Origin of the sequence: Vibrio ouci, assembly GCF_004551525.1 — a bacterium.
In the GTDB taxonomy this organism is placed as follows: domain Bacteria; phylum Pseudomonadota; class Gammaproteobacteria; order Enterobacterales; family Vibrionaceae; genus Vibrio; species Vibrio ouci.
In genome coordinates this window covers 1-22,458 of sequence record NZ_SATR01000001.1, presented here as the reverse complement: position 1 = coordinate 22,458, position 22,458 = coordinate 1, and the positions used below count along the sequence as shown (strand labels likewise).

Genomic DNA, 22,458 nt, shown 5'->3' with positions numbered 1-22,458 from the left:
TCCCTATAGCCATTTTTTCAGTGAATCAACGATTTGAGCGCTGTCTTCGATCTCACTAACTGCATAGATGTACCCATCAGGGCGGAGTAAGACAGCTTTGTTTCGCCACGATTTAGGAATATCCATGCTGTAGCAAGGGACTGGGCCAGCTTGGCCGATGGCGCTCTTGAAGTACTTATTCTCAAAAATATGGAATTGTTGTATTGCGCCTTTAAGGAGATTATTGATTTCTCGAGCGGCTGTAGTGTCTTTAAACTGAGGGCCAAAGGTCATCAGCGTCCAGTTTTTCCCGTCGATAAGGTCGAGCGTGGAATAGCCTTGAGCTGTTTTCATCCATGGAAAACGTTGTCCAATTGGGGTGCTTTTTCTGCCGTAGCGAGTGGTAAGTTGTGCCATCGCAGCAATCAAACTTTTTGGCTGGTAAAATTTGAGGATGAGTGGATAGATAACATGAGTCAGCAATTTAGTTTTTAAACCGCGTTGAGAAACAAAGGCCATGGCTTGGTCTGTATGTTTAACTACGGATTTGGATACATTACGGCGCTCTAGGCTGTAACTGCTCAGTAGTCGTTCAGGGAAAGTACCACGTGTTACGGAGGCAAGTTTCCAAGCTAAGTTAATGGCGTCTTGCATTCCGGTATTCATTCCTTGACCGCCAGCAGGGGAGTGAATATGTGCCGCGTCGCCACAAATGAAGACATTTCCTTTTGAGAACTGACTAGCGACACGTTTATGCATCTTGTAATCGATGACGCGGTTAGGTGAGTGTAATGTCACGTCAGAAAACAGCGATTGACTGTCAAGGAAATGCTGAAAGTGAGTGAAATCACTGATGCCACTTGGGTCAGGATTTGGTCCGACAATACGGTATTTACCACATGGCATTGGGATGACCGCGCAAGCGGTTTGCGGAGCCATATATACATGTGTTGCATTGGTTTCAATGCTTGGTTCGCTTATCTCTACTTCAGCTAAGCTAAAGAGTGCTTCGTAAGTTTCGCCTTCAAACTGAATACCTAAGCTCTGTCGTACGAGGCTGTTCGCACCATCACAACCGACTAAGAATCGAAATCTTTCTGATGACTGATTATCGCCTTGGGCCAATTGACATGAGATGTGGCCGTCAAACTGTTCGAAGTTAGATAAGCTAGTATTCCACTCTATCTCAACTCCCTGTTTAGCTAAGTGGCGAATGAGGACTCGTTCGGTCGTGGTTTGAGGCAAGATCAGATAATAAGGGTAGGGAGTGTCATTTTCTAAGCAGTCGAACTTTAACGAAAACAACTTACGTTTTTGATCGTGAAAGTGCATGTCATGGGTGATTCGCCCTAGTCTTATGAATTCTTTGTCGAGCCCAAGTGGTTTGAGAAGTTCTAACGTACGGGCATGCACTCCCAATGCACGAGATTCTTTGACAGGGCCAGAACGCTCATCAATAAGGCGAAAAGGGACGTCATTTTGTTTTAAGAAGGCTGCGAGAGTCAGCCCAACGGGGCCGGCTCCACTAATGAGTATTTGGCTATCTAACTTCATGATGGTCTCCTAAAATGAAGTTGCAAGCCGATTGGAAACTCTGATCGTTAGCGTATTGATTGAAACGCGAACCATATCCACCATAGCCAATTTCTTCTTTGGTAAAGCTATGTTGTACCCCTCCAAGCATCAGCATCTGCCAACAACAATTTGCGTTATCCATTTCATTGATAAATTGACCGACTGAGCTTAGTGGGATGTGGGGATCACTACTTCCTTGAATCAACAGAAATCGAGTACCCACAATATTCTCAAGAGGCTCTGGAGAACTGGGTGTACCATGAATTGAAACTGAAACATCTACACCAATATCGGCACGGCCGGCTTCAAAGGCTATCGAGCCTCCAAAGCATATGCCGACAAAGGCTACTTTCTTATTTTCTGCGCCAAGAACTTCTTTAAAAATGGGAAATAGTCCGGAAAGAAGTTTTCTTAATTCGACAGGGGTGGAAAGTGTTTTGTGAATGAAAGCATCTGCACGACCGACATAAGTTTCGGGTTGTTTACCAGCCCCATAGATATCGGTAAGAAGTACTTTCCCTTTTAATTCTTTAGCGAGTTGTTTTGCCTTTCTGTTTGCATAATCGGTGTGGCAACCTTCCCAATCGGGGAAAAAGACCACATGTGCTTGGTCGCCGTAATCGTATAGCGTTGAATCAAAACGCTGATCGTTATAAGCCAAAATTTGTTTCATTGTTTATCCTGTTAAAGCTCTAGCCAGCCTTTTTGATGTGCGATACTTTTTAGTTGTTCATCTGGATTTACGACCATTGCGTGAGTCGCGAGTTCGAGCATTGGCAAATCACTGATATGATCACCGACAACGATAAGGTCACGGGTCGTGGTATCTTCTTCACGCAAAAAAGCTTGAATGGACTGACGTTTTTGCATACCTATTACAGGTTCGCCTATAAGTTCACCTGTAAAAGTATTGTTTTTTACTTCGGGTGTACTGCAAAGCACTTGAGAAATACCTAGCTCTTTTAAAAACTCCGAAATGATGAAACGCGCACTTCCCGATACCACAACGATCTGATAACCCTGCTGCTTAAACTCTTGGATCTTTTGACAGGTTTGTTCAAGATAAACATTGCTTGTTAGGTTATGTCTCCAACGTTTGGCTACGCTCTTAGCGAAGTTATATTCAACGCCTTTAAGAGTGGAATAAAACCAGCGATTTACTTCAGAGCGGGGAAACACTTCAGCACGTTGTTTTAGTTCTTGCATAAAGGTATCGAAAGCTTCAGGGGAATATCCTTGTTCGCTCATCAGTGCTTGCTTAAAAGCAAACATGCTTTTTACAGAGACAATGGTTTCGTCGAAGTCAAAAAAAGCGTATTTCTCTTTAGGCTGCATGTTTCACTTCAACCTCGCTGGTGGATTGCTCGTTGCTAGAGAAGGTGTAATCCACTGCATCGGCTGCTAATTGTTCGCCAATGAAACTTTGTTCGAAAGCGGTGAAATCGATATGGCTTACAGCGCATGTATCGCCGTTTTGAATCACGGTAGCTTTGATCGAAGCGTTATAGCGACCTGGCTTCCGTTTGCTTTTTAAGATTTCGTACTCGATATGTGCATCAAGTGGGAAAACGAACTTTTTAAATTGAGTGTCCATTTTGTGAATGACAAAATAGTATTTATTCGGAGAGTCATTCAGGAAAAACTGCTCGGTTACGGTTAGAAAAGATTGTCTCATCGCCTCAACGACAGCCATCCCTTGGACATGTTTACCCGTCATGTGGTCGAGGAAAAACTCATTTGAACCATCAAAAATGACGCCCAGCTTAAAATGTTCATCATTCTTCTTTTGAGCAAGGGTTACTGTAATGTTTTGAATTTTCTGCTTATGAGAGTATTCCACGCCGGCTGCAGGTAGTGCATTTTGGCGTGGTGCAACAGGCAGTTGATCTGCTACGTTGTACTTGTTGATCAATAAGTCTAACTCGGACTCTTTTACCCCTTGACCGACGATGAGTTGTATTGGGTCTTTACCGATAACCCCCGATGCTAATAGTTTTACCAAACATGAATAAGTAAGTACGTTCTTATCACCATCTGAGAAACCTCGGAATGTGTCTGAAACAATGAGTTTTTGATTGGTCATATTTTAATTCCTTTAAAATTGAACATGATTGGTTGCTGCGCCATCGACATAAAGGTTGGCACCAGAGATAAAGCTTGAACGAGGACTTGATAGAAATACGACCGAAGAGGCCCCAAAAATGAGAGCCCCAAATGATTCATTTGTTTAAAGTGAGTTATGCCGTAGCAAGTTGAGCGTCTTGTTTTTTGCTTCGTACTGAGAAAGCTAAAAGTAGCCCTAGACCTGTAACAGCGGCGGCAACGAGCGGTAATAGCTGCAGTGATAAACCAGAGTTGATAACTTCACCGCCAAGCCATGCGCCCCCGGCATTACCTAGGTTGAATGCCGCAATGTTGAAAGCAGAGGCCAAAATAGGTGCTTTACCAGCTTCGGATAGGACATAAGTTTGCAGAGAAGGGATAGTTGCAAACATGGCTGCACCGAAGAGGAAAGTAACAACAACCATGCCTACGTTTGACCCCATAACAAAGTAGAGAGCAATAAGCATTGTCATCAAAATTAGCAGCGTACTACGCATGCCAAAGACAACGCTGTTGTTGGTGAGTCGTGCACCAATTGGGTTACCTACGGCCATACCAACACCAAATAGAAGTAACATTGCTGGGACATAATCCAGTGACATACCAGTAATGTCAGTCAGAATAGGGGAGATGTAAGTAAACGCAGTAAACGTTCCGCCAAATCCAAAGATTGTGATCAGTAGAGCGCGAATCATTCCTGGTTGTACAAGCGCAGCAAATTCTTGTTTAAGGTTAGTTGGCGCTTCTGTCTCGATATGAGGCAATAACTTGGCGATTGAAATCGCGGACACAACACCAAGAACAGCAATGATGTAGAAAGTGTTTCTCCAACCAATCTCTTGTCCAATATAAGTACCGAATGGTGCACCAAGGATATTAGCCAAGGTTGCTCCAAGGAACATTGCTGCGATTGCGCTCGCTTGCTTGTCAGGTTCAACTAAACGTGTTACCACAACAGCACCAAGACCGAAGAAGGCTGCTTGGGCAAGGGCAGTAAATACCCGTGCTAGCAACATAGTGTTGTAGTCTGGCGCCAGTGCACAAGCGACGTTACCTACGGTAAAGAGAAGCATGAGCCCGATTAATACCGCTTTGCGTTTTAGCCCGACTAAAAAGGGTGTTAAAAAAGGTGCGCCGAGCACTACGCCCAATGCGTAGCCTGTGACCAGAAAACCTGACTGGGGGATAGTCACATTGAGGTCTTTAGCAACTTCTTGCAGTAAACCCATAATAACGAACTCGCTCGTGCAGATGGCAAAAGCTCCAATTGAAAGCGCCCATATTGCTATTGGCATTGTATATTCCTCGCAAAATTGTATGTGAATGTTTATGCAACACTATGATGTTGGAAATGCTGTGTTATAAAAACGCTCATTTTCTTTTTTCACTAACAACTCTGGGTGTCTAATGGATCAGCTAACCAGCATGAAAACATTCGTTACGGTGGTTCAAAGTGGTAGTTTCGCGTCAGCTGCGGAAGTATTGGGAATTTCATCGACCATGGTGGGGAAACATATAAAAAGCCTTGAAACAAACCTTGCCATCAAATTGCTTAATAGGACGACACGAAAGCAGAGCTTGACGGAGTCAGGCAATTTGTATTTCGAGCATTGCATGGAGATTCTGGAAAAAATTCGAGTCAAAGAGTCAGAAATTCGGGAGTCCAATTCAAAGCCATCCGGCGTTATAAAAATAACGGCTCCAATCACTTTCGGTTCTGAATGTGTTTCTAACGCAATCCATGAGTTCGTGCGAATCTATCCAGACGTCAAAATTGATTTGATGCTAAGTGATTTTGTAGTTGACCTGATCGGGGGGCAATACGACTTAGCATTTAGGATAGGTGATGTGCCGGATTCGGGAATGGTGGCAAGGCCTTTGCAGCCTTATCGTTTGGTTGTATGCGCATCTCCTCAATACATTGCCCGTTACGGAGAACCTGAGACTCCACTAGACCTTGAGCGTCATAATTGTCTGTTGTTTAACTACCATAAAATTTTACGAACTTGGACGTTCTGCTCTAAATCGTCCAATATTTCAGTTGAGCTCAACGGGAACTTAAGCATCAATAACGGGTTTGCTTTAAAAAATGCAGCACTGAATGGCTCTGGGATAATCATCCAGCCAGAAATCCTATTAGAGGAAGAGCTGCGAAGTGGAAAGCTAGTAGAAATATTAAAGAATTTTCCCTTGCCTATTCGACCAATGCACCTAATTTATATGCGTGATCAGAAAATGCCGCTTAGATTAAGGAAATTTATCGAGTTCTGTATGAATCAGTGGGGAATATAAACTCCTAGTTGGGAAACAACCAACTTTCATAGGGTTAATCGGCGCGAGTATTTATGGATACTTCTGTTTGTCTTTTTACTAACAAGGAAGCAGATAGTGAAAAAGTATTTACTGTTAACTCTATTATTATTCAGTTCTGGCTTGGCATATGCGCAACAGGTTCGTAATGTTGTTTTAGTACATGGAGCATTTGTAGATGCTTCTAGTTGGAGGCCTGTCGCTAACATTCTAATGCGCCAAGGCTTTCACGTTACAGCAGTGCAAAACCCATTAACCTCATTATCTGATGATGTTGAAGCGGTACGTCGTGTGCTGGAACAGCAACAAGGGGACACTATTCTCGTCGGCTATTCTTGGGGAGGCATGCCGATTACTCAAATTGGGGATGATGAAAAGGTGAAAGGGTTGGTCTACATCGCCGCAATGGCTCCAAAAGTGGGTGAATCGATTACTGATCTGCAAAAACAAGAACCCGAGCAAGCAACAATGCGTGGTTTGGAAGGGGTTATAGAAGATGGTTATGGTAACTATCTTATTGATCCTGACTGGTATCACTACGCATTGGCTCACGATAGTGACCCTGAGGTTGTTAAATGGTTCGCATACAGTCAAATCCCTATGTCAAAGTCAGCATTCGATGAAAAAGTCACTTATGCCGCTTGGGCTGATAAACCATCTTGGTACGCTATCTCTGGTGATGACAAGATTGTTTCGCCAAAGTTACAACAGATGATGGCTAAGCGGATGAACGCAGAAACTATTACAATTGATAGTGGGCACGCGTCCATCTTATCTCACCCACATGAAGTGGCTGATCTTATTGAGCAAGCTTCAAGGTACTCATACAAATAGCAGATACTAATTAAGGCTTAACAGTGCGTTAAGCCCTTTTTATTGAGCTAGAGATTTTTAGCATCCACCTATAATCCTCTCTTAAAACAACCACCTATATATACTCGTTACATTAATTATCTAGCAGCATGTCTTATCTTTTTGCTATATCCATTTGTGTTGTAAATGTGTTGTTTTTCCCAAATAAGTAACTTGTATGGTGAATCATGGGTTCTCGTGATATTAACCGCATAACAGTATGATTTTTGATGATTTGACAGATAAATTCGCCAAGAGTTGCTAACTTAATTTTTGATGATTATTTATCCGCTTAATCAGTGGATTATCAAACAAAACGTGAAATCTAATTAGAAAATAAATAACTAAAAGGAACTGATATGTTTAGGATGAACAAGGTGGCGGCTACGTTAGCTTGTATTGTTTTAAGTGGCAACTTGTTTGCGGCTGAACCATACGACGCCACAAAATCATATGCAGGCGGAACACAGGTAACGGTTGACGGTAATACCTATGAAGCCAAGTGGTGGGTTAATGCAGGACAAAGTCCTACAGACGCTTATGCTAATGAATGGGACTCTCCTTGGAAACTTGTGAGCGGTACAGAGCCAACGCCAGACCCGGACCCTACACCGGACCCTACACCGGACCCTACACCGGATCCAGACCCGACGCCTGATCCTACACCAGACCCAACTCCGGACCCAGATCCGACACCAACACCAGATCCTACGCCAGGTGTTGGCGTATGTGCTGAATTCAATGTCTATCCAAACTGGACGCAAGGTGACCACGCTACAGGTGGCGACATTATGGTCAATGACAATGTGGCCTATAAAGCTAACTGGTGGACGTCTTCAATTCCGGGTAGCGACAGCAGTTGGGGGCATCATCTAGATTGTGATAACTCTTCTTCTGGTGGCGGCGGTACAACAGCGCTTTCATTGCCAAACCCTCTTGACCCAGTACGACTAGAAGTAGCAGGTTGGCCAAGTAACTTTGTGGTTGCGGGCCCTGCGACGTTAGACACGCCATCAACTCTTAGCGTGAATGTAGCAAACAGTCAGGATCTCGCTGATGTCGCGAAACTTACCGATGCGTTTGTTACCTTGATTCAAGCGGCTGACACGGCGGGTTCAACGTCTATTATCCTTAACAGTGATGTACTTGATGTAGCAACGGCTGATAAAGGTGCCGCGCTAGGTGTGGTTGCCGTTAAACAAGCTCTAACCGCAGCAGTCGATGCAACGGGTACACATAGCCAACTTGATGCGAATGCAATCAATGCACTGACTGATGATGTCAAAGGTTGGGCGCAAGCACATAACCTTGTTGTTTCTACTTTTGCTCCACAAGCGACGTTTGGTTGGACGCTAAGTATCGGTGACTTTGCGTACAATACGCATTCAGGTAAGCGAGCAGTGTGGAATGCTGCTTCTGGTGCTTCTTCAGACTTGTTATCAACGTTCGAGCTGTATAAAGCAGATTCGCTGAACAAAGCTGATTTTGTGGCATTTTCTAAGTCTGCAACGACGGCAGCACTAAGTAACGAGCAGTGGCACTATACGTTAGAGTACGTTAAACAGGTTTCTGATCACATTAAGACACCTGCGTTACTAGAGTCGATCCCAACTGCTCAGGCCGCGACCTATTTCTTAGGAAGTACGTCAGGTGATCGTAACATTCGTAAAGCGGCGCACAGCAACGTCTTCGCTATCTTGTTTGATGCGGACAGTGCAGATCTGAATGCGAAAATCGCTCGCTACCAGACAGAAACAGTACCTTTGTATTACGTCGGTGAAAGCGTTCAAAATGGTCCTTTGACTCGTATCGCATCATTAAACTCTGAGTTAGCCAGTGCAGAAAATGCAATGAACAACGAAGCGTTCCTGTATGAAGTGGCACAAGCGCAATGGGCTCCGTCTACGGTGTACAAATGGGCTGACTTCCTAGCAGGCCTTAACTCGATGCACAACGTCGGCGTAGCAGGCAATACTTTCTGGTTATTAGATGACGCGGCAGATGATGCAACGAACTCTGTATACGCAAAAGTCGCTATCGCAGCCTTCTTGTCACAGAGTATGCAAGAAACCATTCGCTACAATGCTTGTGATGAGAACAACTGGTCTGAAGTACGTTACGGCGCACCGGTTAACTACCCAATGACAGCGAGCTGTGGTCAGCTAGGTCAAAAATATGCGGATTACGGTATGGATCCAAACACCGGTATTGATCACCCGTACTCATGTCCACGCGATCCTAAGATGGAAGTGACTGCGTTGACCAATGCGAAATGGTATGGCGCTCCAGCTCCTGTTTTTGCTGCACCTGACTCTGTTCTTGCAGAAAAAGGCTTGCTAGTAAATGGCAATGTTGGCCGTTGGACAAACGATGGTCACTGTATGGAAGTTCCAACTAGTGTTGATACGTCGAAGCAGGTTTGGGAACGTGGTGAATGTAAGATCTATGAAGGTCAGAAAGCCGGTAAGTTCATCTGGGATGGTAGCGATACTAACGGTACTGTTGAAGGCTGTGGCTGGTGGGGTCGTGGTGTAATCCAAACGACGGGTCGTCAGAACTTTGGTACATTGAACCACTTCATGGGTCGTTCACACGTAGATCCTGAGACTATTGGTACCACGGTGAATGGTACGGTTGTTGAAGCGCCACCGGCTAACCCGCTATATGCTGACTTAGATTTCTGTTCTAACCCTGGCTTGATTTGTAGCTCGGAAGAGAACAGAGAGATCAAGTGGATTGCTGGTCTATTCTACTGGGTATCATCAGTTCAGACTTACAATGATGTAGGTGGTCCATACGCAGATTGGAACTACCATGCTGAGTTGAAGAAGTACGTTGATGGTGGCCTACAAGGTACAGCGTTTATCGATGCAGTTTCAGGTATCGTAAACCGTGGTTGTCCAGACAGCCATTGTCCTATCAGCGGTGAAGTACACGCAGTTAAAGAGCGTCAAGATAACTTTAAGCTAGTGCTTCAGACTTTAGGTCTTAACCCTCAGTAACACAAAATGAAATAACACCTCATTAGGTTAAACGACTAAAGCTCCCAACTATCGGGAGCTTTTTGTTTGCCTCTTGTGTATTGATGAGTTCGTAGGGCAGTCAAATGGCACTCTAGCAGTCGTTACCTATACTCAGTAAGACGTTTCGACCACTAATTGATCATTAGTCGACATACAACCGGAGTCTTATATGACGAGCTACTACTCAGTAATCGAAGTAACACCGACACAAGAAGAATGGATCCCAGGCTATATTGGCCCTGCAACCCAACTGGTCCACAAGCATGGGGGAAAATACCTAGCGCGAACGGCGACTCATGAACGTGTTGAAGGGGATAGAGATAACCCAGCCTTAAGAGTTATCATCGAATGGCCATCAAAGCAAGCTGCACTGGATTTTATGAGTGACCCTGAATACGCACCTCACCTCAAAGCCCGTACGGATGGCTCTATCAGTCATCATGCATTGGTGGAAGGTAAAGATGATATGGCGTAGCAATGCCAGATAGAGAAAAGCAATGGGATGAATCATTGCTTTTTTTTATGTGTATTTTTTGAATGTATATAAGCCTAGTTACATTTTAAAAATGTAGACGTGACCATCCAAATCAGGAACAAAGACTTCGTCATTATTGACAGCAACACTGCCAAATACGCCGCCATGAACATAATCATTTATTGGTCTCGGTTGGTAACTCCAATGTTCTTTACCGGTGACTGCATCGACAGCAAAAAATCCGCGTTTTACTGTCGTCCAATTTTTCTCAGCACCAGTCGCTCCTAGGTAAACTCGTCCGTTATTGTATGTAGGGGTTCCCCATGACCAACCTTGAGTATTGAAGGTCCAAAGTGGTTTACCAGTATTCGCATCGAATTTCATCAGCTGTTTATTATCAGAGCTGCCGATGTAGAAGACGTGGTCGTTCTCTCCCTTGGTAGCGGAAGACTCTACCCAAGAACCATTGCTAAACTTATACACCCAAAGAACATGACCTTGCTGCGCGTTCAATGCGTAAATTCGAGTATCCCGGGAACCAATAATGATTTTATCACCAATCAGTGTGGGGCTAGAGACAACGCGCGTTTGGCTTATGTGCTGCCAGACAAGTTCGCCGCTTTGTTTATTTAGTGCGTAGGTACCGCCGTCCCAAGAGCTAATAAATACGAGAGAGTCATTGAAAGCTGCGGTAGATCGGATACGATCGCCAGCCTTAAAGCTCCATTTTAACTCGCCCGTTGAAATAGAAAGCGCATAAAGGTGATGGTCTGAGCTACCAATGTATAAGACATTGCCATCGACAACAGGGGAAGATTTCGTATAGTCAAATACCCATGGAGCATAGCCAGCAGGTAAGATCCGCTTGGCATCTTTGTCGCTAAGGTTAAACTTCCATTTAAGCTTTCCACTTCGTTTATCAAGCGCGTAGAGAAGTCCATCATCACTACTGAAAAAGACGGCATTGGCTGAGAAGTCGGCTGAAGATCGTACTTTACCACCTGTAGCGTAGCGCCATTTTAATTTTCTAGAGTTGCGGTCATAAGCGTAAATATTGCCGTCGTCACTGCCAAAGTAGACAAGGTCACCATCAACCTTTGGAGATGACCAAATTTGCCCCTGAGATTTCAGGCTCCCTAATAAGTCACCACTTTCGGCTGCTATCGCCTTACCGAATAGTAATGCGATAGAGCCAATGATTAATAGCAGTCCAAGATGTCGTTTCATCGTCCTATTCCATTTGTTGAATCATTTGAGTCAACATTACGGAGTGATAGAAAGTAAATCCTTAGGATTGGCTGAGGTTTTCTTAAGATTATGCGGAATCGGTAGATTTAGGCGCTTTAGAATGGCTTGATAACGTTCTTCTTTGTGTAGTGGAATATATTTAGGATCGACGCCTAGCCATAGTAGTTCTGGGCGGTACTGCAATTCGGCTTGCTCTAAGCAGTCCAATGCCAAGGAAATATCATTGGCTGAGACAGCATATCGAGCCGTTGAGAGTGGGGGAGCGTATTGACCGATAGAGATTTGTTGTTGATCTTCCGTGGCTAACCAACGGTATGCCCCTTGTAATCCTTCGGATTGGAATCTTTCTTTAACGGTTTTGAGTTGGTCTTCGTTGTACCCAACATGTTCCAGTAACCAATAGAGTTCTTTGAACGATTTATCATACTCCTGCCTTTGCTCGTAAATAGCTTGGAGTGAAACATGGTAATACATATTCTCCTCGGCAAACTCGCGAATTTTTTCAATCTCGTGATGGCTTTTCTCATAATCTTGTTGCATGCAATAGAGCCAAGCAACGCACTCTTTTGAGTATTCTGTTGGGTAGCACTGTAAATGTTTTTGCAGCGCAATGTAGGCGCCTTTGAAGTCAAACTGTGTTAGCAAAAACTGAGCAAAAGAATAGTGCGAATAGGGGACGGATTCAGCTTGCTGGAAATGAAAGCGTGCTTTGGAATGATCTTTAAAAACCAGAAAGTAAAGGTTACCTAATAGTAGGTGGGCTGCTTTTTGGTTACTGTCCAGCGCAAGGGCGCGTAGCAACAGTTTTTCAATGCGTTTTTTCTCTAAAGTGAGCTCAGCACTTTCCGTAAATAAGTTAAGCAGCATGGTATCTGCCAGTTGAACATAAGCGGGGGCAAAGTGTGGTTGATGGCAAATTACCTCATGGAGTAAATCAATCCCTTGCTGATGATTGGATGCGCCTTGAGAGATTAAAAAGCGTGCTCGCTGATATTTATCACGTAACTCTTCATCAAGATGGTCTTCATTGTGCGGTTCTAGCTTGTAGGTTTTAGCGATGAGTTGATAACCTTTTCCAGATAGAGTCTTGATGTAACTTGGAGACTTTTTATCGTCACCTAATGATGTGCGTAATGCGTTGATAGTGACGTATAGCGCATCATCACTCACGACGCGATCGCGCCATATTTGCGCAAAGATCTCTTGTTTCGATACGGGCTCAGGAGCGTGCTCGGCTAACAGCTGCAAGAGTTGGAACTGCTTTTGCTCTAGGTGAATACTTTGCGAACCACTGACGATGTTGTTACTGGCATTATCCAATTGCCACTTTCCGACAATCCATGACTGAACCATAGCGACTCCTTTGCTAATCACTTGAATAGATTAGCAAAATTTAAAATCAGATTCTTTGAATTGCCCTCCATAGTTTTATTAAACACCTAATGACTTTATGAATTAAAAAGCTCCCGAAATACGGGAGCTTTTTGTTCTAGCCTGACGTGTAGATTATTGTTTCGCTAGCTCGTTTCGTACGATCTCTGCTCCCTCGCTTAATGCTTTAAGCTTCCCGGCCGCAACATCACGGGCTAGAGGAGCCATACCACAGTTGGTGCAAGGATAGAGCTTGTCGGCGTCAACGAACTCTAGTGCTTTACGCAGAGTATTGGCGACTTCTTCTGGCGTTTCGATAGAGTCGGTCGCCACATCAATAGCGCCAACCATTATTTTTTTGCCACGTACAAGTTCAAGTAGCTCAATTGGCACACGAGAGTTGTGGCATTCAAGTGAGATAATATCGATATTGGACTTCTGAAGTTTAGGGAACACTTCTTCGTACTGGCGCCACTCTGTCCCTAACGTTTTCTTCCAGTCGGTATTGGCTTTTATCCCATAGCCGTAGCAGATGTGAACTGCGGTTTCACACTTGAGCCCTTCAATTGCTCTTTCTAAGCACTTAATTCCCCAATCATTCACATCGTCAAAAAACACATTAAACGCAGGTTCATCAAACTGGATGATATCAACGCCAGCGGCTTCCAGTTCTTTCGCTTCTTGATTGAGGATCTTGGCGAACTCCCAAGCAAGCTTCTCACGACTTTTATAATGGTCATCATAAAGCGTATCGATCATTGTCATTGGTCCCGGCAGCGCCCATTTGATTGGCTTATCTGTTTGCTGGCGTAGGAACTTGGCATCTTCAACGAAAACCGGCTTTTGGCGACTCACTGGGCCAACTACGGTTGGGACACTTGCATCGTAACGGTCACGAATTTTAACCGTCTTACGGTTTTCAAAATCGACACCACTCAAGTGCTCAATGAAAGTGGTCACAAAATGTTGGCGGGTTTGTTCGCCGTCGCTGACAATATCAACGCCCGCTTGGTGCTGTTCATGTAAAGAGACGCGCAGGGCATCCTGCTTACCATCAGTCAGCTCATTGCCTTCCAATTTCCACGGAGACCAAAGTGTTTCAGGTTGTGCTAGCCAAGACGGCTTAGGTAAGCTGCCCGCTGTTGAAGTAGGTAATAATGTCTTCATAATACTGTTTAAGCTCGCGTTAAGTGACTAGGCGTAATTGGCAGACCATTGCTCAAGAACCGTTTGATAAGGTTTGATGAAGTGCTCTTCAGCAAACTTACCTTGCTCAATAGCTAACCTACTGCGCTCTTCGCGGTCATAGACAATTTGAGTCAACGAATGATCGGCATTCTTCAGGTTAGGCTGGTAACGTTGTCCTGCGACTGCATTCGCATTGTAAATCTCTGGTCGATAGATTTTTTGGAAGGTTTCCATCGTGCTGATTGTGCTAATGAGTTCAAGGTTCGAATAGTCATTCAACAGATCGCCAAAGAAGTAAAACGCTAACGGAGCCACGCTGTTTGGTGGCATGAAGTAGCGAACTTGTAAGCCCATTTTCTTAAAATATTGCTCAGTTAAAGAGGATTCATTCGGTTGGTATTCATAACCTAAAATCGGGTGTTGGTTTTCAGTACGTTGATAAGTCTTATTATCTGAAACGCTCAGGCAGATAACGGGTAATTTCTTAAAGTGCTGCTTATAAACATTTGAGTTGATGAAGTGCTGAAAAAGTTTTCCATGCAGTTCGCCAAAATTATCGGGAATACTAAATGTAGATTGACCTTTATTATGATCGAGCAGTAATACACTGAAATCATAATCTCGGACATATGAAGAGAAGTTATTTCCTACTATGCCTTCTATACGCTCATTCGTTTTATGATCGATAATATTGGTTTTTAATACTTCAATCGAAGGGAATGCTTGGCCATCATTTTCGATGTTCATATCGACAGAAACGATTTCTAGCTCAACAGAGTAGCGATCACCGGTTGGGTTGTCCCAAGTTGCTAAGGCATTGAAATTATTGTCGATCATCTTTAGAGCGTTGCGTAAGTTCTCTTGGCGGCTTTCGCCTCGTGCCAAGTTAGCAAAGTTGGTCGTAATACGAGTGCTGTTTGATGGGTGGTAGTTTTCGTCGAGACTAATGCTCTTAATTTTAAATGTGAAATCGTTGTTCATGGTGATCTGGTATCCTATTATCCTTAGGTGAAAGCTGAACTTATTCCTTACTATTTGTAAGTTTTCTGCTGTTATTTTTTATTTTTCCCAGTCACTAGCCATTACAGTTATTCTCATGAAACTCGATATCAGAATCTTATCAACTGTAATTACCTCTAGAGCTAAGAGCAGTGGATCTTTTATAACGTTAATCACTTAACGAATAACAATGGTTTTCTTTCACAATCAACATGAGAAATATTCATGTTTCATTATTTTCTGACGAGTTATATTAATGGGCTTAAGGAAATATGAAGATATCGATAGGGGAATACGCCCAAGTTGATACAGAAGAGGTGAATGGAGTGAGTGAGTTACTGTTGTTGGTTGTCTACTGTGCGTTATTGGGTAGTGGTGTTGGCTTTTTGGCGGGTTTGTTAGGAATCGGTGGGGGACTTGTCATTGTTCCGATACTGAGCGTCATTTTGATGTATTTCGAAGTACTACCTAGCGATCAGGTAGTGATCGCAGCGGTAGCGACCTCTTTGGCATCCATCCTATTTACGTCGACTTCTTCTGCTATTGCCCATCATAAAAATGGCAATGTACCTTGGGAGCTCGCACCTTGGATCATGACAGGTGTGGCGCTTGGCGCATTGGTTAGTGGATTTATGGCAGCACTTCTACCAGAACAGGTCGTGCGTTTAGTCTTCGCTGTTAGTGTTGTTCTTATTGCTTTGAAGATGTTCTACAGCAGCAAAAACGACACACCGACTGAGCGTAAGATGCCAAACCGAGGGGTGTTAACGGTACTGACGACCATCACTGGTGGGCTCTCTGCGATGATAGGGATTGGTGGCGGTGCTCTGCTTGTGCCTTTACTGACGTTTTTCTCTATAGACATGAAAAAAGCCATTGGTTGCGCATCTGCTTGTGGCATCGTTATCGCACTGTTTGGTTCCATCGGCTATATAAGCTCGGGCAGCGCACATTTTTCTTTATCAGAGGGTTTTGCAGGTTTTGTTTATTTGCCGGCTCTGTTCGGTATTGTCAGTACATCATGGTTTACCGCGCCACTCGGGGCGAAAGCGACGCATACGTTACCTGTATCAACCATCAAGAAGATTTTTGCCATGCTGTTACTGGCTATGGCAGGGAACATGGCTTTTAGCTAATTTGACTCTGACTAATGGGGCGTAGTGATAATGAGCATATCTCCTGACACGCACTGTCAGTAGCGAGGGAGTATTATCGTTCGTTCAATTAGACGGAGTTATTGAAGCATGAAAATGAATTACTTTGTTGTTGGAACGAACAACATGCAAGCGGCGACGAAATTTTACGACTTACTGTTTGATCAATCAAAGCTAGAGAAAGTCGTACCCAGCGACAGAATGACTTACTGGCTTGGGGATGATTTTGCCTTTGCCGCGGCGCTGCCATTCAATGAAGAGCCAGCAACAAATGGCAATGGGACAATGGTTGGTTTCAGTCTCGGTTCAGCGAATGAAGTCATCAGAATGTACAAGAAAGCAATCGAGCTAGGCGGGGAGTGTGAAGGTGAACCCGGTCAGCGTGGCCCTCGATTTTCAGCTTATGTTAGAGATCTCGACAGCAACAAAATCTGTTTTTCTGAATAAGCTTGGGATCAAAGCGTCTTACATAGGCGCGAACTCTTTGTTGCTCGTAGATAGAAGCGCAAACTAAAACCATCAAGCATAAAGCCTGATGGTTTTAATTCGTTTAAAGTTACTTAAGTGGTAATGGGTATAGTCTTATCTGAACGTTATAGGCATCGTTATTAAGATCAAATAGGACATTAACGAAGTCTTCAATGTTGAAGATCCACTCTTCTTCGTAAGTGCGGCAATGTAAGGTATCGGGCACGTCACCATCTGCTAAACACATACCAAGATCGTCGAGGGTTGTATCATCAGCGATGTCACAATCGTAGACAGTACCGTTATATTCGATATCTCCAACTCCGTCGTACTCATCAACGATGGTGCAGCAGAAATCTTTATCAGTACAAACATTGGTATTGCCATCTAAACAAGATTCATCATCTTCCCAGTAGCATACCTCACCGCTGAAGCTAAATAGACCGGTTAGGTTAGTCGCTGTTTTTGCGCCTTTGCCTTTTTCAGTTGATTCCCAACGTTCTAGCGTACAACCACCATCGTCACAGGTACCGGGAATCAGCGCTCCATCATTATCAATCACCCCGATTAGCCAAACCCCATCAGTATTATCATCTTCATCCCCAATAATTGGTATTGAACGGCCCGTGATGCTGAAATCTGGGCCACCATCATCAGTCGGTTTACCGAGAACTCGGGCATACACGGCGTAGCCATCTTTGTCTTCAGGGATGCGGACCACGGCTGGATCATTGCCAGTGTAACCGGTACAGGCATCTGTCACTTGCAATGTTGTTGAATCTAAATCAGCATCGCTACCTGCTTTTTTGGCTGGCCCTTTGCTGCCAGATTCCATGAGGATCTGACTACTGTCACTCCCTCTAGGCATGCTAATGACATTGCCGTAGGCGCAGCGATATTCAAATCCATCCTGTATTGGACATTCACCGGGTAGGTATTTGTCACCAATAGCATAAAATGGTTCTGTTAAATCAATAGGATCCGTATCGGTTATTTCAACAATTTCTACATAAGCTTCACACACGTGGGTATCTTTCTTACCATGGAGAATAAGGTTGAAATGCTCACCGCTAGGAAAGCCATTACCTATATAGGTTCCATCACTCTTTATTGGTTTGCCTGCCTCGGCTGTTGCGGTAAATAGCAACACCGTAGTGGCAAGCCACAGACTCTTCTTAAACATCATACTTACTCCTTAAACATTCACCTCGCCATTATTGAGTATATGGTCAATAAGACTTTCGCATTAGAATGTATTTGCTATTGAAAGGGGTTGTTAGACCAAATGATTACTAAGAAGCGTAGGGATATGGCACGCGCTATGCTTGCTAGCGATTCAAGGCGGGAAAACCGTTCCTGCAATGAGGGTACACAATCGTTTAATTCTCAAGCGTGTAAGTGAATATTCAATGCTGAAGTACCTCGGTTATTTATAATTAATGACTGGTAAATTATTCGACGCAGTGACCTTTGTTTGATCTACTTAATTTCGCCAAGTGGCTGTTTTAAAGTGGAAAAGAACATAAATGAAAAATCCGAAGCGGTTGAGTATTTCACCCAGTTGGCCAATGAAAAGTATAGCGCTGGGTGTGTTCGCAAGCATACTTTCCGCTGCCATTGCCCTTATTATCACAACTACCGGAAGTCACTCAGTTCACCCACTTTGGCTTTTAATGGGGCAATACATCATCGGAAGTGGAATTGCATTTCCTCGGAGTAGACCCGTTGTGAGCCTGAAGCTCCATGGATGGCGTTTAATCACAGGATTGTGGGCTTTCGGGGCATACTATGCAGTATTAGGTATGCAAGGTGCTAGCGCGGCAGAAGCGTCGATGATCCTCAATTCCGCACCGATATTTGCGACGTTTTATGCTATCGGACAAATCAGAGCCCGTTTAAGTGCACTCTTCGCTTTTATTGGAATAGCTATGATGTTGATGGCCAACAAAACCAGCATTGAATTTCAATTGTGGCAATTATTGGCGTTGTCCGCAGCGTTGGCCTATGCCGCCTCGTTTATCATTTTGGGTACTTTGTCTCGCTTAGGTGAGCCTCCGATGACGACAAACTCCATATATAACCTGTCAGCAGGTGGCGTAATTGCAATTCTATTGTTAGTTTATCAGCCTGCTTTGCCAACCAGTTGGTGGCCCGTGTTGGCAGTGGGTGGAATAGCCGCATTACGCATCCAAGTGATCACTTATGCAGCGAACTCTCCAGCAGCGGCGGCACGAGTTTCGGTGTTGACCAATTTGGCGTTCGTTTGGTTAGTGTTGATTGAGTGGTTTCAAGGGCGAACCTACAGTTTGACTGAGTGGCTAGCAATAGCTTTAGTGATTTTTGCAATAGGTTTGATCAGACCTAATCAAGGCAAATCGAACTAGATTGAATATGTTCTATTCGTCATCTAGCTTTTGAGCGGTTCGCGGGAAACTAATACGGATCAAACAACCCTCGGCGACTGGCATTGATTCGATGCTACCTTTGTGTCCTCTAATAATACCAGCCGGAAAGCTGGGTATTCATATGTTTAAGCGTAGGAAGGACGTTAGCTGCAGAGAGAAGCAATACGATTAAAAAACGGAAAGCAGTGCTTTCCGTTTTTGAGTACCAATGATTACAGCTTAATTTGTTGAAGAACGGGCTTCCATCTCGCGTGGGTAGCTTGATCTTCCGGTGTGATACCGACGTTTTGACCAGACACTATATTAAGAACATAGCGATCGTTCGAGCTATTAACGTAGCGGCTGATTAGCTTGTCACCTTCCCAGAACCATTTCTGAGCCAGGTTAGAGCTACATGATTCTACCGTTAAAGTCTTCGACGCAGAGACAGTCAGGCAGCGATCCGGATCAACACGACTGCGGTATCGCTCTTGTTTGTCTAGCCCCCAAGTTTGATTCCAATTGCCATGACAAGAGTAACCATTCACTTGCTCACCTTCAGCTGACTTATCCCCATCGGTACCGTACACATCAAGACATAGATCGTTGTTGCTCAATGACTGTAAGGTCACGTGCGCTTCTGCTTCAAACAGCGGATGGCTCCAATCAATAGTGAATGATGTATTGATAGAGCGAGCGATCCAGGACGAACCTGCAGGGCCGTATACTGAGAACAACGCAGAGGGAATCACATCGCCATAGCGTGCCTTTGCAGTGAACTGGGCACCGATTTCAAACTTAGTCGTCCCATCTTGATTCACAGGCGCCTCGTATATCACGTCATAGTTTGGTTTGAAGTTAGCGTAAGAGATCGGATTAAACTTCGATTTATCAAATACCCAGCCGCTGCCCCAGTGTGCGGCGGTAAAGTAACAGCCCAGTTCCTGACGTCTTAGCTCTGAACACTCGTCAAACTCACGCTCAAATGAGACCTGAAAATCGCTCAGCGAAGAACGGTTGTTCACGCGGTAGTCTTTGGTATCGAATACCAGTGTTTTTTCATTCTTATAGCTGAATGAGGCACCCACTTCGCCACCGACTTTAGGGCCATCTTTACCCACTTCTGCACCTAATGAGCCATTGATGCCAATTGAATAACCATGCGTATCTCGGTGCTGGTAGTTTTTGTTTTCATTATGAGGAAAATCGCTGACTTTTTTCGGTACATAACCCGAGACAGGCTTCACCCACAAATCATAACTGCTGGCAAATGGGCCGATGTATGTACGACGGTTTGCCCAGCTCTGGAACCAACTATGATCCTGCTGCAGGTCGTCTACCAGATGGAAGCCTGTGCCAGGTTTGTCTGCATCAATAGTAAAGCGAACGATCTTAGCGTCTGGTGTGAAGCCTTGTGAAGTTGATGATTGAACAGAACGCATTTGAGCAACGGTTACTCGCAGATCAACCGATGCACCAGCATTACACCAATCGCGCGTTTTATCGAATTCTTTACTCGTGTACAGGTTACAAGTCATCTTAGAGCTAGTGATGTAGTGTACAGTTTCGACAATAGGCACATAGTTGTCGGCAAATGCATTGGTAGAAGCAGCGAGTAAAGAAAGTGTGCAAAAAGTAGAAGTTTTCATATTACTCACCTCCAAAACCAAGACGATCTAGAGCATGAACCAGCGAATGGTTGAGACTTTCTAGTTCAGCCGAAGGGTTATTAATTGATTGACCATTTTCATCGCGAACGTCTGCCACTATTGAATTAATGATCTTGTCGCCCTGATAAACGCCGGTGACAACAAGAGGGCTATCGCTACCTAGACCGGTTAACGATTGGCTCAGTTCGATTTTGGCGTCTTCCCCTGGAATTTGACGTAGATCGATGATGACAATATCTCCCTGATAAATATGTGATTTTGCCTTGTTGATGTCATCATCAGATGCCGTTCCTACGTTAATGTAGAGTGCATCATTGTTAGCCAAGCTACCGTCGTAAAACCGACTTGATTGCTGATAGTGATCAGTGATTGATTGAGATATCTCACTTTCACTTCCGAGTATCTGAATATCAGCAGATGAATGTGCAGCGATTAAAGAAGAGAGCAGAGTAACTGCGCCTAACACTTTAGTGTTTTTCTTATACATACCAGAATCCTAGTAAAGAGTTCCTACTAAATAACAAACCAATAATCAGTTATTAATCTCTGATATTTTGATTTTTGTCTCCTACGGGAATAAGTACTTCTTGGAGTTGAGTAATACTCCAAATCAATCCCGTGTTTTATTTATTAACACGGTAAATAAGTTTCGGAAAAGGGAATTTTTATATTAGCTTTTGTGAATTTATATTTATTAAAGTGTGATGTTTATTCAGTGTTAATTGTAGGGATTAAGGTAGGTAAATTCTTACAAATACTATGGTTTTTATTTCATGAAACGGATAAAAGAGCACTTTATCATTAGTCTGGTAACAATTTTGATAGTTAGCATTGACTTGATTAAACCAATGAGACAAATGGCAATATATTGATAACTTTATGTTTTAGATGGTATTAATTTATATATCAGCAATTGTGTATGTTCTTTATTCGATTTGGTGGTGCGGTTATGGTACTTGTGAGGATATATTTACCGATCAAAATTCCTTAAAGCTTAATGTTAAAAGACGGATTAAAGTAATTGCTCTAATTTTATTTTTGTCAGCAGTTTTATATTTAGAGAGAAAGAGAGATGTTGATCAAAAATATTTCTTATAGGAAACGTTAAAGAACGCCATGCTCTACATATCGCGAGAGCCGAGGTTTATCCGCCAGAATGATTGAAGAGTAGGTATGAGTGCGACTCAACGAATAACTCATGCCAACGCTGAGTGCTCTCACTCTAAGTGAGGTTAATGCTTATTTAATAATAAATTAGGCAAGGTACTGGTGTTGTTTTCACTTTAATCTGGTGAAATGTAATTTTTATGGAGGTAAACCTAGAAAGTATGAAAAAGTATATTTTTGGTGCGTTATTTATCCTGATAGCGGCTCTTAGTGTACACCTATCGTTTGGTGCCTATCGGAACTCGTTTCTCTCAACAAATATTGAAAATGGCAGTTATCGCTCGTGTTTGAATGATGCCAGGATAAAGAAATACAGTATTGACCTGTGGGATCAAGATGAAAGTTTTGATGTCCGGTTTGTCGAATCAGGTAATACTCATTGCTTTGCCCCAAAGTTCCCAGCAATTGAGGTGTCGTCCTCAAACGTTACCCACTGGCTACATATTGTGGAAACATCGGGTGAGGTGCAGTTTGTTGGCAAGCATGCGTCCT

At 43.7% G+C, this 22,458-nt stretch carries 19 protein-coding genes and 1 pseudogene; 8 read left to right on the top strand and 12 right to left on the bottom strand.

Annotation, left to right across the window (positions count from 1 at the left end; translation table 11 throughout):
- Nucleotides 1-3: 3 nt before the first annotated feature.
- From ELS82_RS00100 to ELS82_RS00080, 5 genes are all read right to left on the bottom strand, one after another.
- Nucleotides 4-1,533: an FAD-dependent monooxygenase gene (locus ELS82_RS00100; protein WP_134833654.1), complete on the bottom strand. Its 1,530-nt coding sequence runs from the start codon at nt 1,531-1,533 to the stop codon at nt 4-6.
- Nucleotides 1,520-2,227 carry a dienelactone hydrolase family protein gene (locus ELS82_RS00095; protein WP_134833653.1) on the bottom strand — a complete coding sequence of 236 codons (708 nt, stop codon included), beginning with the start codon at nt 2,225-2,227 and terminating at the stop codon, nt 1,520-1,522. The genes ELS82_RS00100 and ELS82_RS00095 overlap by 14 nt, the downstream gene beginning before the upstream one ends.
- Nucleotides 2,228-2,238: 11 nt before the next feature.
- The gene (locus ELS82_RS00090; RefSeq protein ID WP_134833652.1) at nt 2,239-2,889 is read right to left on the bottom strand and encodes an HAD family hydrolase; all 651 of its coding nucleotides are present in this window, start codon (nt 2,887-2,889) and stop codon (nt 2,239-2,241) included.
- Nucleotides 2,879-3,637, bottom strand: coding sequence for an AfsA-related hotdog domain-containing protein (locus ELS82_RS00085; RefSeq protein WP_134833651.1), 759 nt, complete (start codon nt 3,635-3,637; stop codon nt 2,879-2,881). Before ELS82_RS00085 ends, ELS82_RS00090 begins: the two co-directional genes overlap by 11 nt.
- A 154-nt stretch (nt 3,638-3,791) precedes the next feature.
- A complete protein-coding gene (locus tag ELS82_RS00080; RefSeq protein WP_134833650.1) occupies nt 3,792-4,952 on the bottom strand; it encodes an MFS transporter in 1,161 nt (386 codons plus the stop codon).
- A 112-nt stretch (nt 4,953-5,064) separates the two neighbouring features.
- Here ELS82_RS00080 and ELS82_RS00075 point away from each other — a divergent pair, with 112 nt between their 5' ends.
- The 4 genes from ELS82_RS00075 to ELS82_RS00060 all read left to right on the top strand — a co-directional run bounded on the left by ELS82_RS00075 (nt 5,065) and on the right by ELS82_RS00060 (nt 10,317).
- On the top strand, nt 5,065-5,949 hold the full coding sequence (locus ELS82_RS00075; RefSeq protein ID WP_134833649.1) for a LysR family transcriptional regulator: 885 nt from the start codon (nt 5,065-5,067) through the stop codon (nt 5,947-5,949).
- Between the two features lie 96 nt (nt 5,950-6,045).
- Complete coding sequence (locus ELS82_RS00070) at nt 6,046-6,801, top strand: alpha/beta hydrolase (RefSeq protein WP_208733113.1); 756 nt, start codon at nt 6,046-6,048, stop codon at nt 6,799-6,801.
- Nucleotides 6,802-7,178: 377 nt separating this feature from the next.
- On the top strand, nt 7,179-9,821 hold the full coding sequence (locus ELS82_RS00065) for a cellulose-binding domain-containing protein (RefSeq protein WP_134833647.1): 2,643 nt from the start codon (nt 7,179-7,181) through the stop codon (nt 9,819-9,821).
- 190 nt (nt 9,822-10,011) lie between these two features.
- Nucleotides 10,012-10,317: a DUF1330 domain-containing protein gene (locus ELS82_RS00060; RefSeq protein WP_134833646.1), complete on the top strand. Its 306-nt coding sequence runs from the start codon at nt 10,012-10,014 to the stop codon at nt 10,315-10,317.
- Nucleotides 10,318-10,395: 78 nt separating this feature from the next.
- Here ELS82_RS00060 and ELS82_RS00055 read toward each other — a convergent pair whose 3' ends face one another.
- The 4 genes from ELS82_RS00055 to ELS82_RS00040 form a co-directional block, all read right to left on the bottom strand.
- The gene (locus ELS82_RS00055) at nt 10,396-11,544 is read right to left on the bottom strand and encodes an outer membrane protein assembly factor BamB family protein (RefSeq protein ID WP_134833645.1); all 1,149 of its coding nucleotides are present in this window, start codon (nt 11,542-11,544) and stop codon (nt 10,396-10,398) included.
- A gap of 36 nt (nt 11,545-11,580) precedes the next feature.
- Nucleotides 11,581-12,918, bottom strand: coding sequence for a winged helix-turn-helix domain-containing protein (locus ELS82_RS00050; RefSeq protein ID WP_134833644.1), 1,338 nt, complete (start codon nt 12,916-12,918; stop codon nt 11,581-11,583).
- 153 nt (nt 12,919-13,071) lie between these two features.
- On the bottom strand, nt 13,072-14,103 hold the full coding sequence (locus tag ELS82_RS00045) for a methionine synthase (protein WP_134833643.1): 1,032 nt from the start codon (nt 14,101-14,103) through the stop codon (nt 13,072-13,074).
- 27 nt (nt 14,104-14,130) lie between these two features.
- Nucleotides 14,131-15,105, bottom strand: coding sequence for a DUF1852 domain-containing protein (locus ELS82_RS00040; protein WP_134833642.1), 975 nt, complete (start codon nt 15,103-15,105; stop codon nt 14,131-14,133).
- Between the two features lie 344 nt (nt 15,106-15,449).
- On the opposite strand from ELS82_RS00040, the gene ELS82_RS00035 reads away from it, so the two are divergent.
- Both ELS82_RS00035 and ELS82_RS00030 read left to right on the top strand, forming a co-directional pair.
- Complete coding sequence (locus ELS82_RS00035) at nt 15,450-16,259, top strand: sulfite exporter TauE/SafE family protein (RefSeq protein ID WP_134833909.1); 810 nt, start codon at nt 15,450-15,452, stop codon at nt 16,257-16,259.
- A gap of 108 nt (nt 16,260-16,367) precedes the next feature.
- A complete protein-coding gene (locus ELS82_RS00030; RefSeq protein WP_134833641.1) occupies nt 16,368-16,724 on the top strand; it encodes a VOC family protein in 357 nt (118 codons plus the stop codon).
- A gap of 109 nt (nt 16,725-16,833) precedes the next feature.
- Here the strand turns inward: ELS82_RS00030 and ELS82_RS00025 are convergent, their stop codons facing one another.
- Nucleotides 16,834-17,931 carry a hypothetical protein gene (locus tag ELS82_RS00025; protein ID WP_134833640.1) on the bottom strand — a complete coding sequence of 366 codons (1,098 nt, stop codon included), beginning with the start codon at nt 17,929-17,931 and terminating at the stop codon, nt 16,834-16,836.
- A 340-nt stretch (nt 17,932-18,271) separates the two neighbouring features.
- On the opposite strand from ELS82_RS00025, the gene ELS82_RS00020 reads away from it, so the two are divergent.
- Nucleotides 18,272-19,129, top strand: a complete 858-nt coding sequence (locus ELS82_RS00020) for an EamA family transporter (protein ID WP_134833639.1) — start codon at nt 18,272-18,274, stop codon at nt 19,127-19,129.
- A gap of 233 nt (nt 19,130-19,362) precedes the next feature.
- Here ELS82_RS00020 and ELS82_RS00015 read toward each other — a convergent pair whose 3' ends face one another.
- Together ELS82_RS00015 and ELS82_RS00010 are read right to left on the bottom strand one after the other, a co-directional pair.
- A complete protein-coding gene (locus ELS82_RS00015) occupies nt 19,363-20,778 on the bottom strand; it encodes a leukocidin family pore-forming toxin (RefSeq protein WP_134833638.1) in 1,416 nt (471 codons plus the stop codon).
- A gap of 1 nt (nt 20,779) precedes the next feature.
- Nucleotides 20,780-21,286 (bottom strand): cytolysin secretion protein, encoded by a 507-nt coding sequence (locus ELS82_RS00010; RefSeq protein WP_134833637.1) that lies wholly within the window; start codon nt 21,284-21,286, stop codon nt 20,780-20,782.
- A gap of 841 nt (nt 21,287-22,127) precedes the next feature.
- On the opposite strand from ELS82_RS00010, the pseudogene ELS82_RS00005 reads away from it, so the two are divergent.
- A pseudogene (locus tag ELS82_RS00005) lies at nt 22,128-22,458 on the top strand (hypothetical protein); the annotation flags it as partial.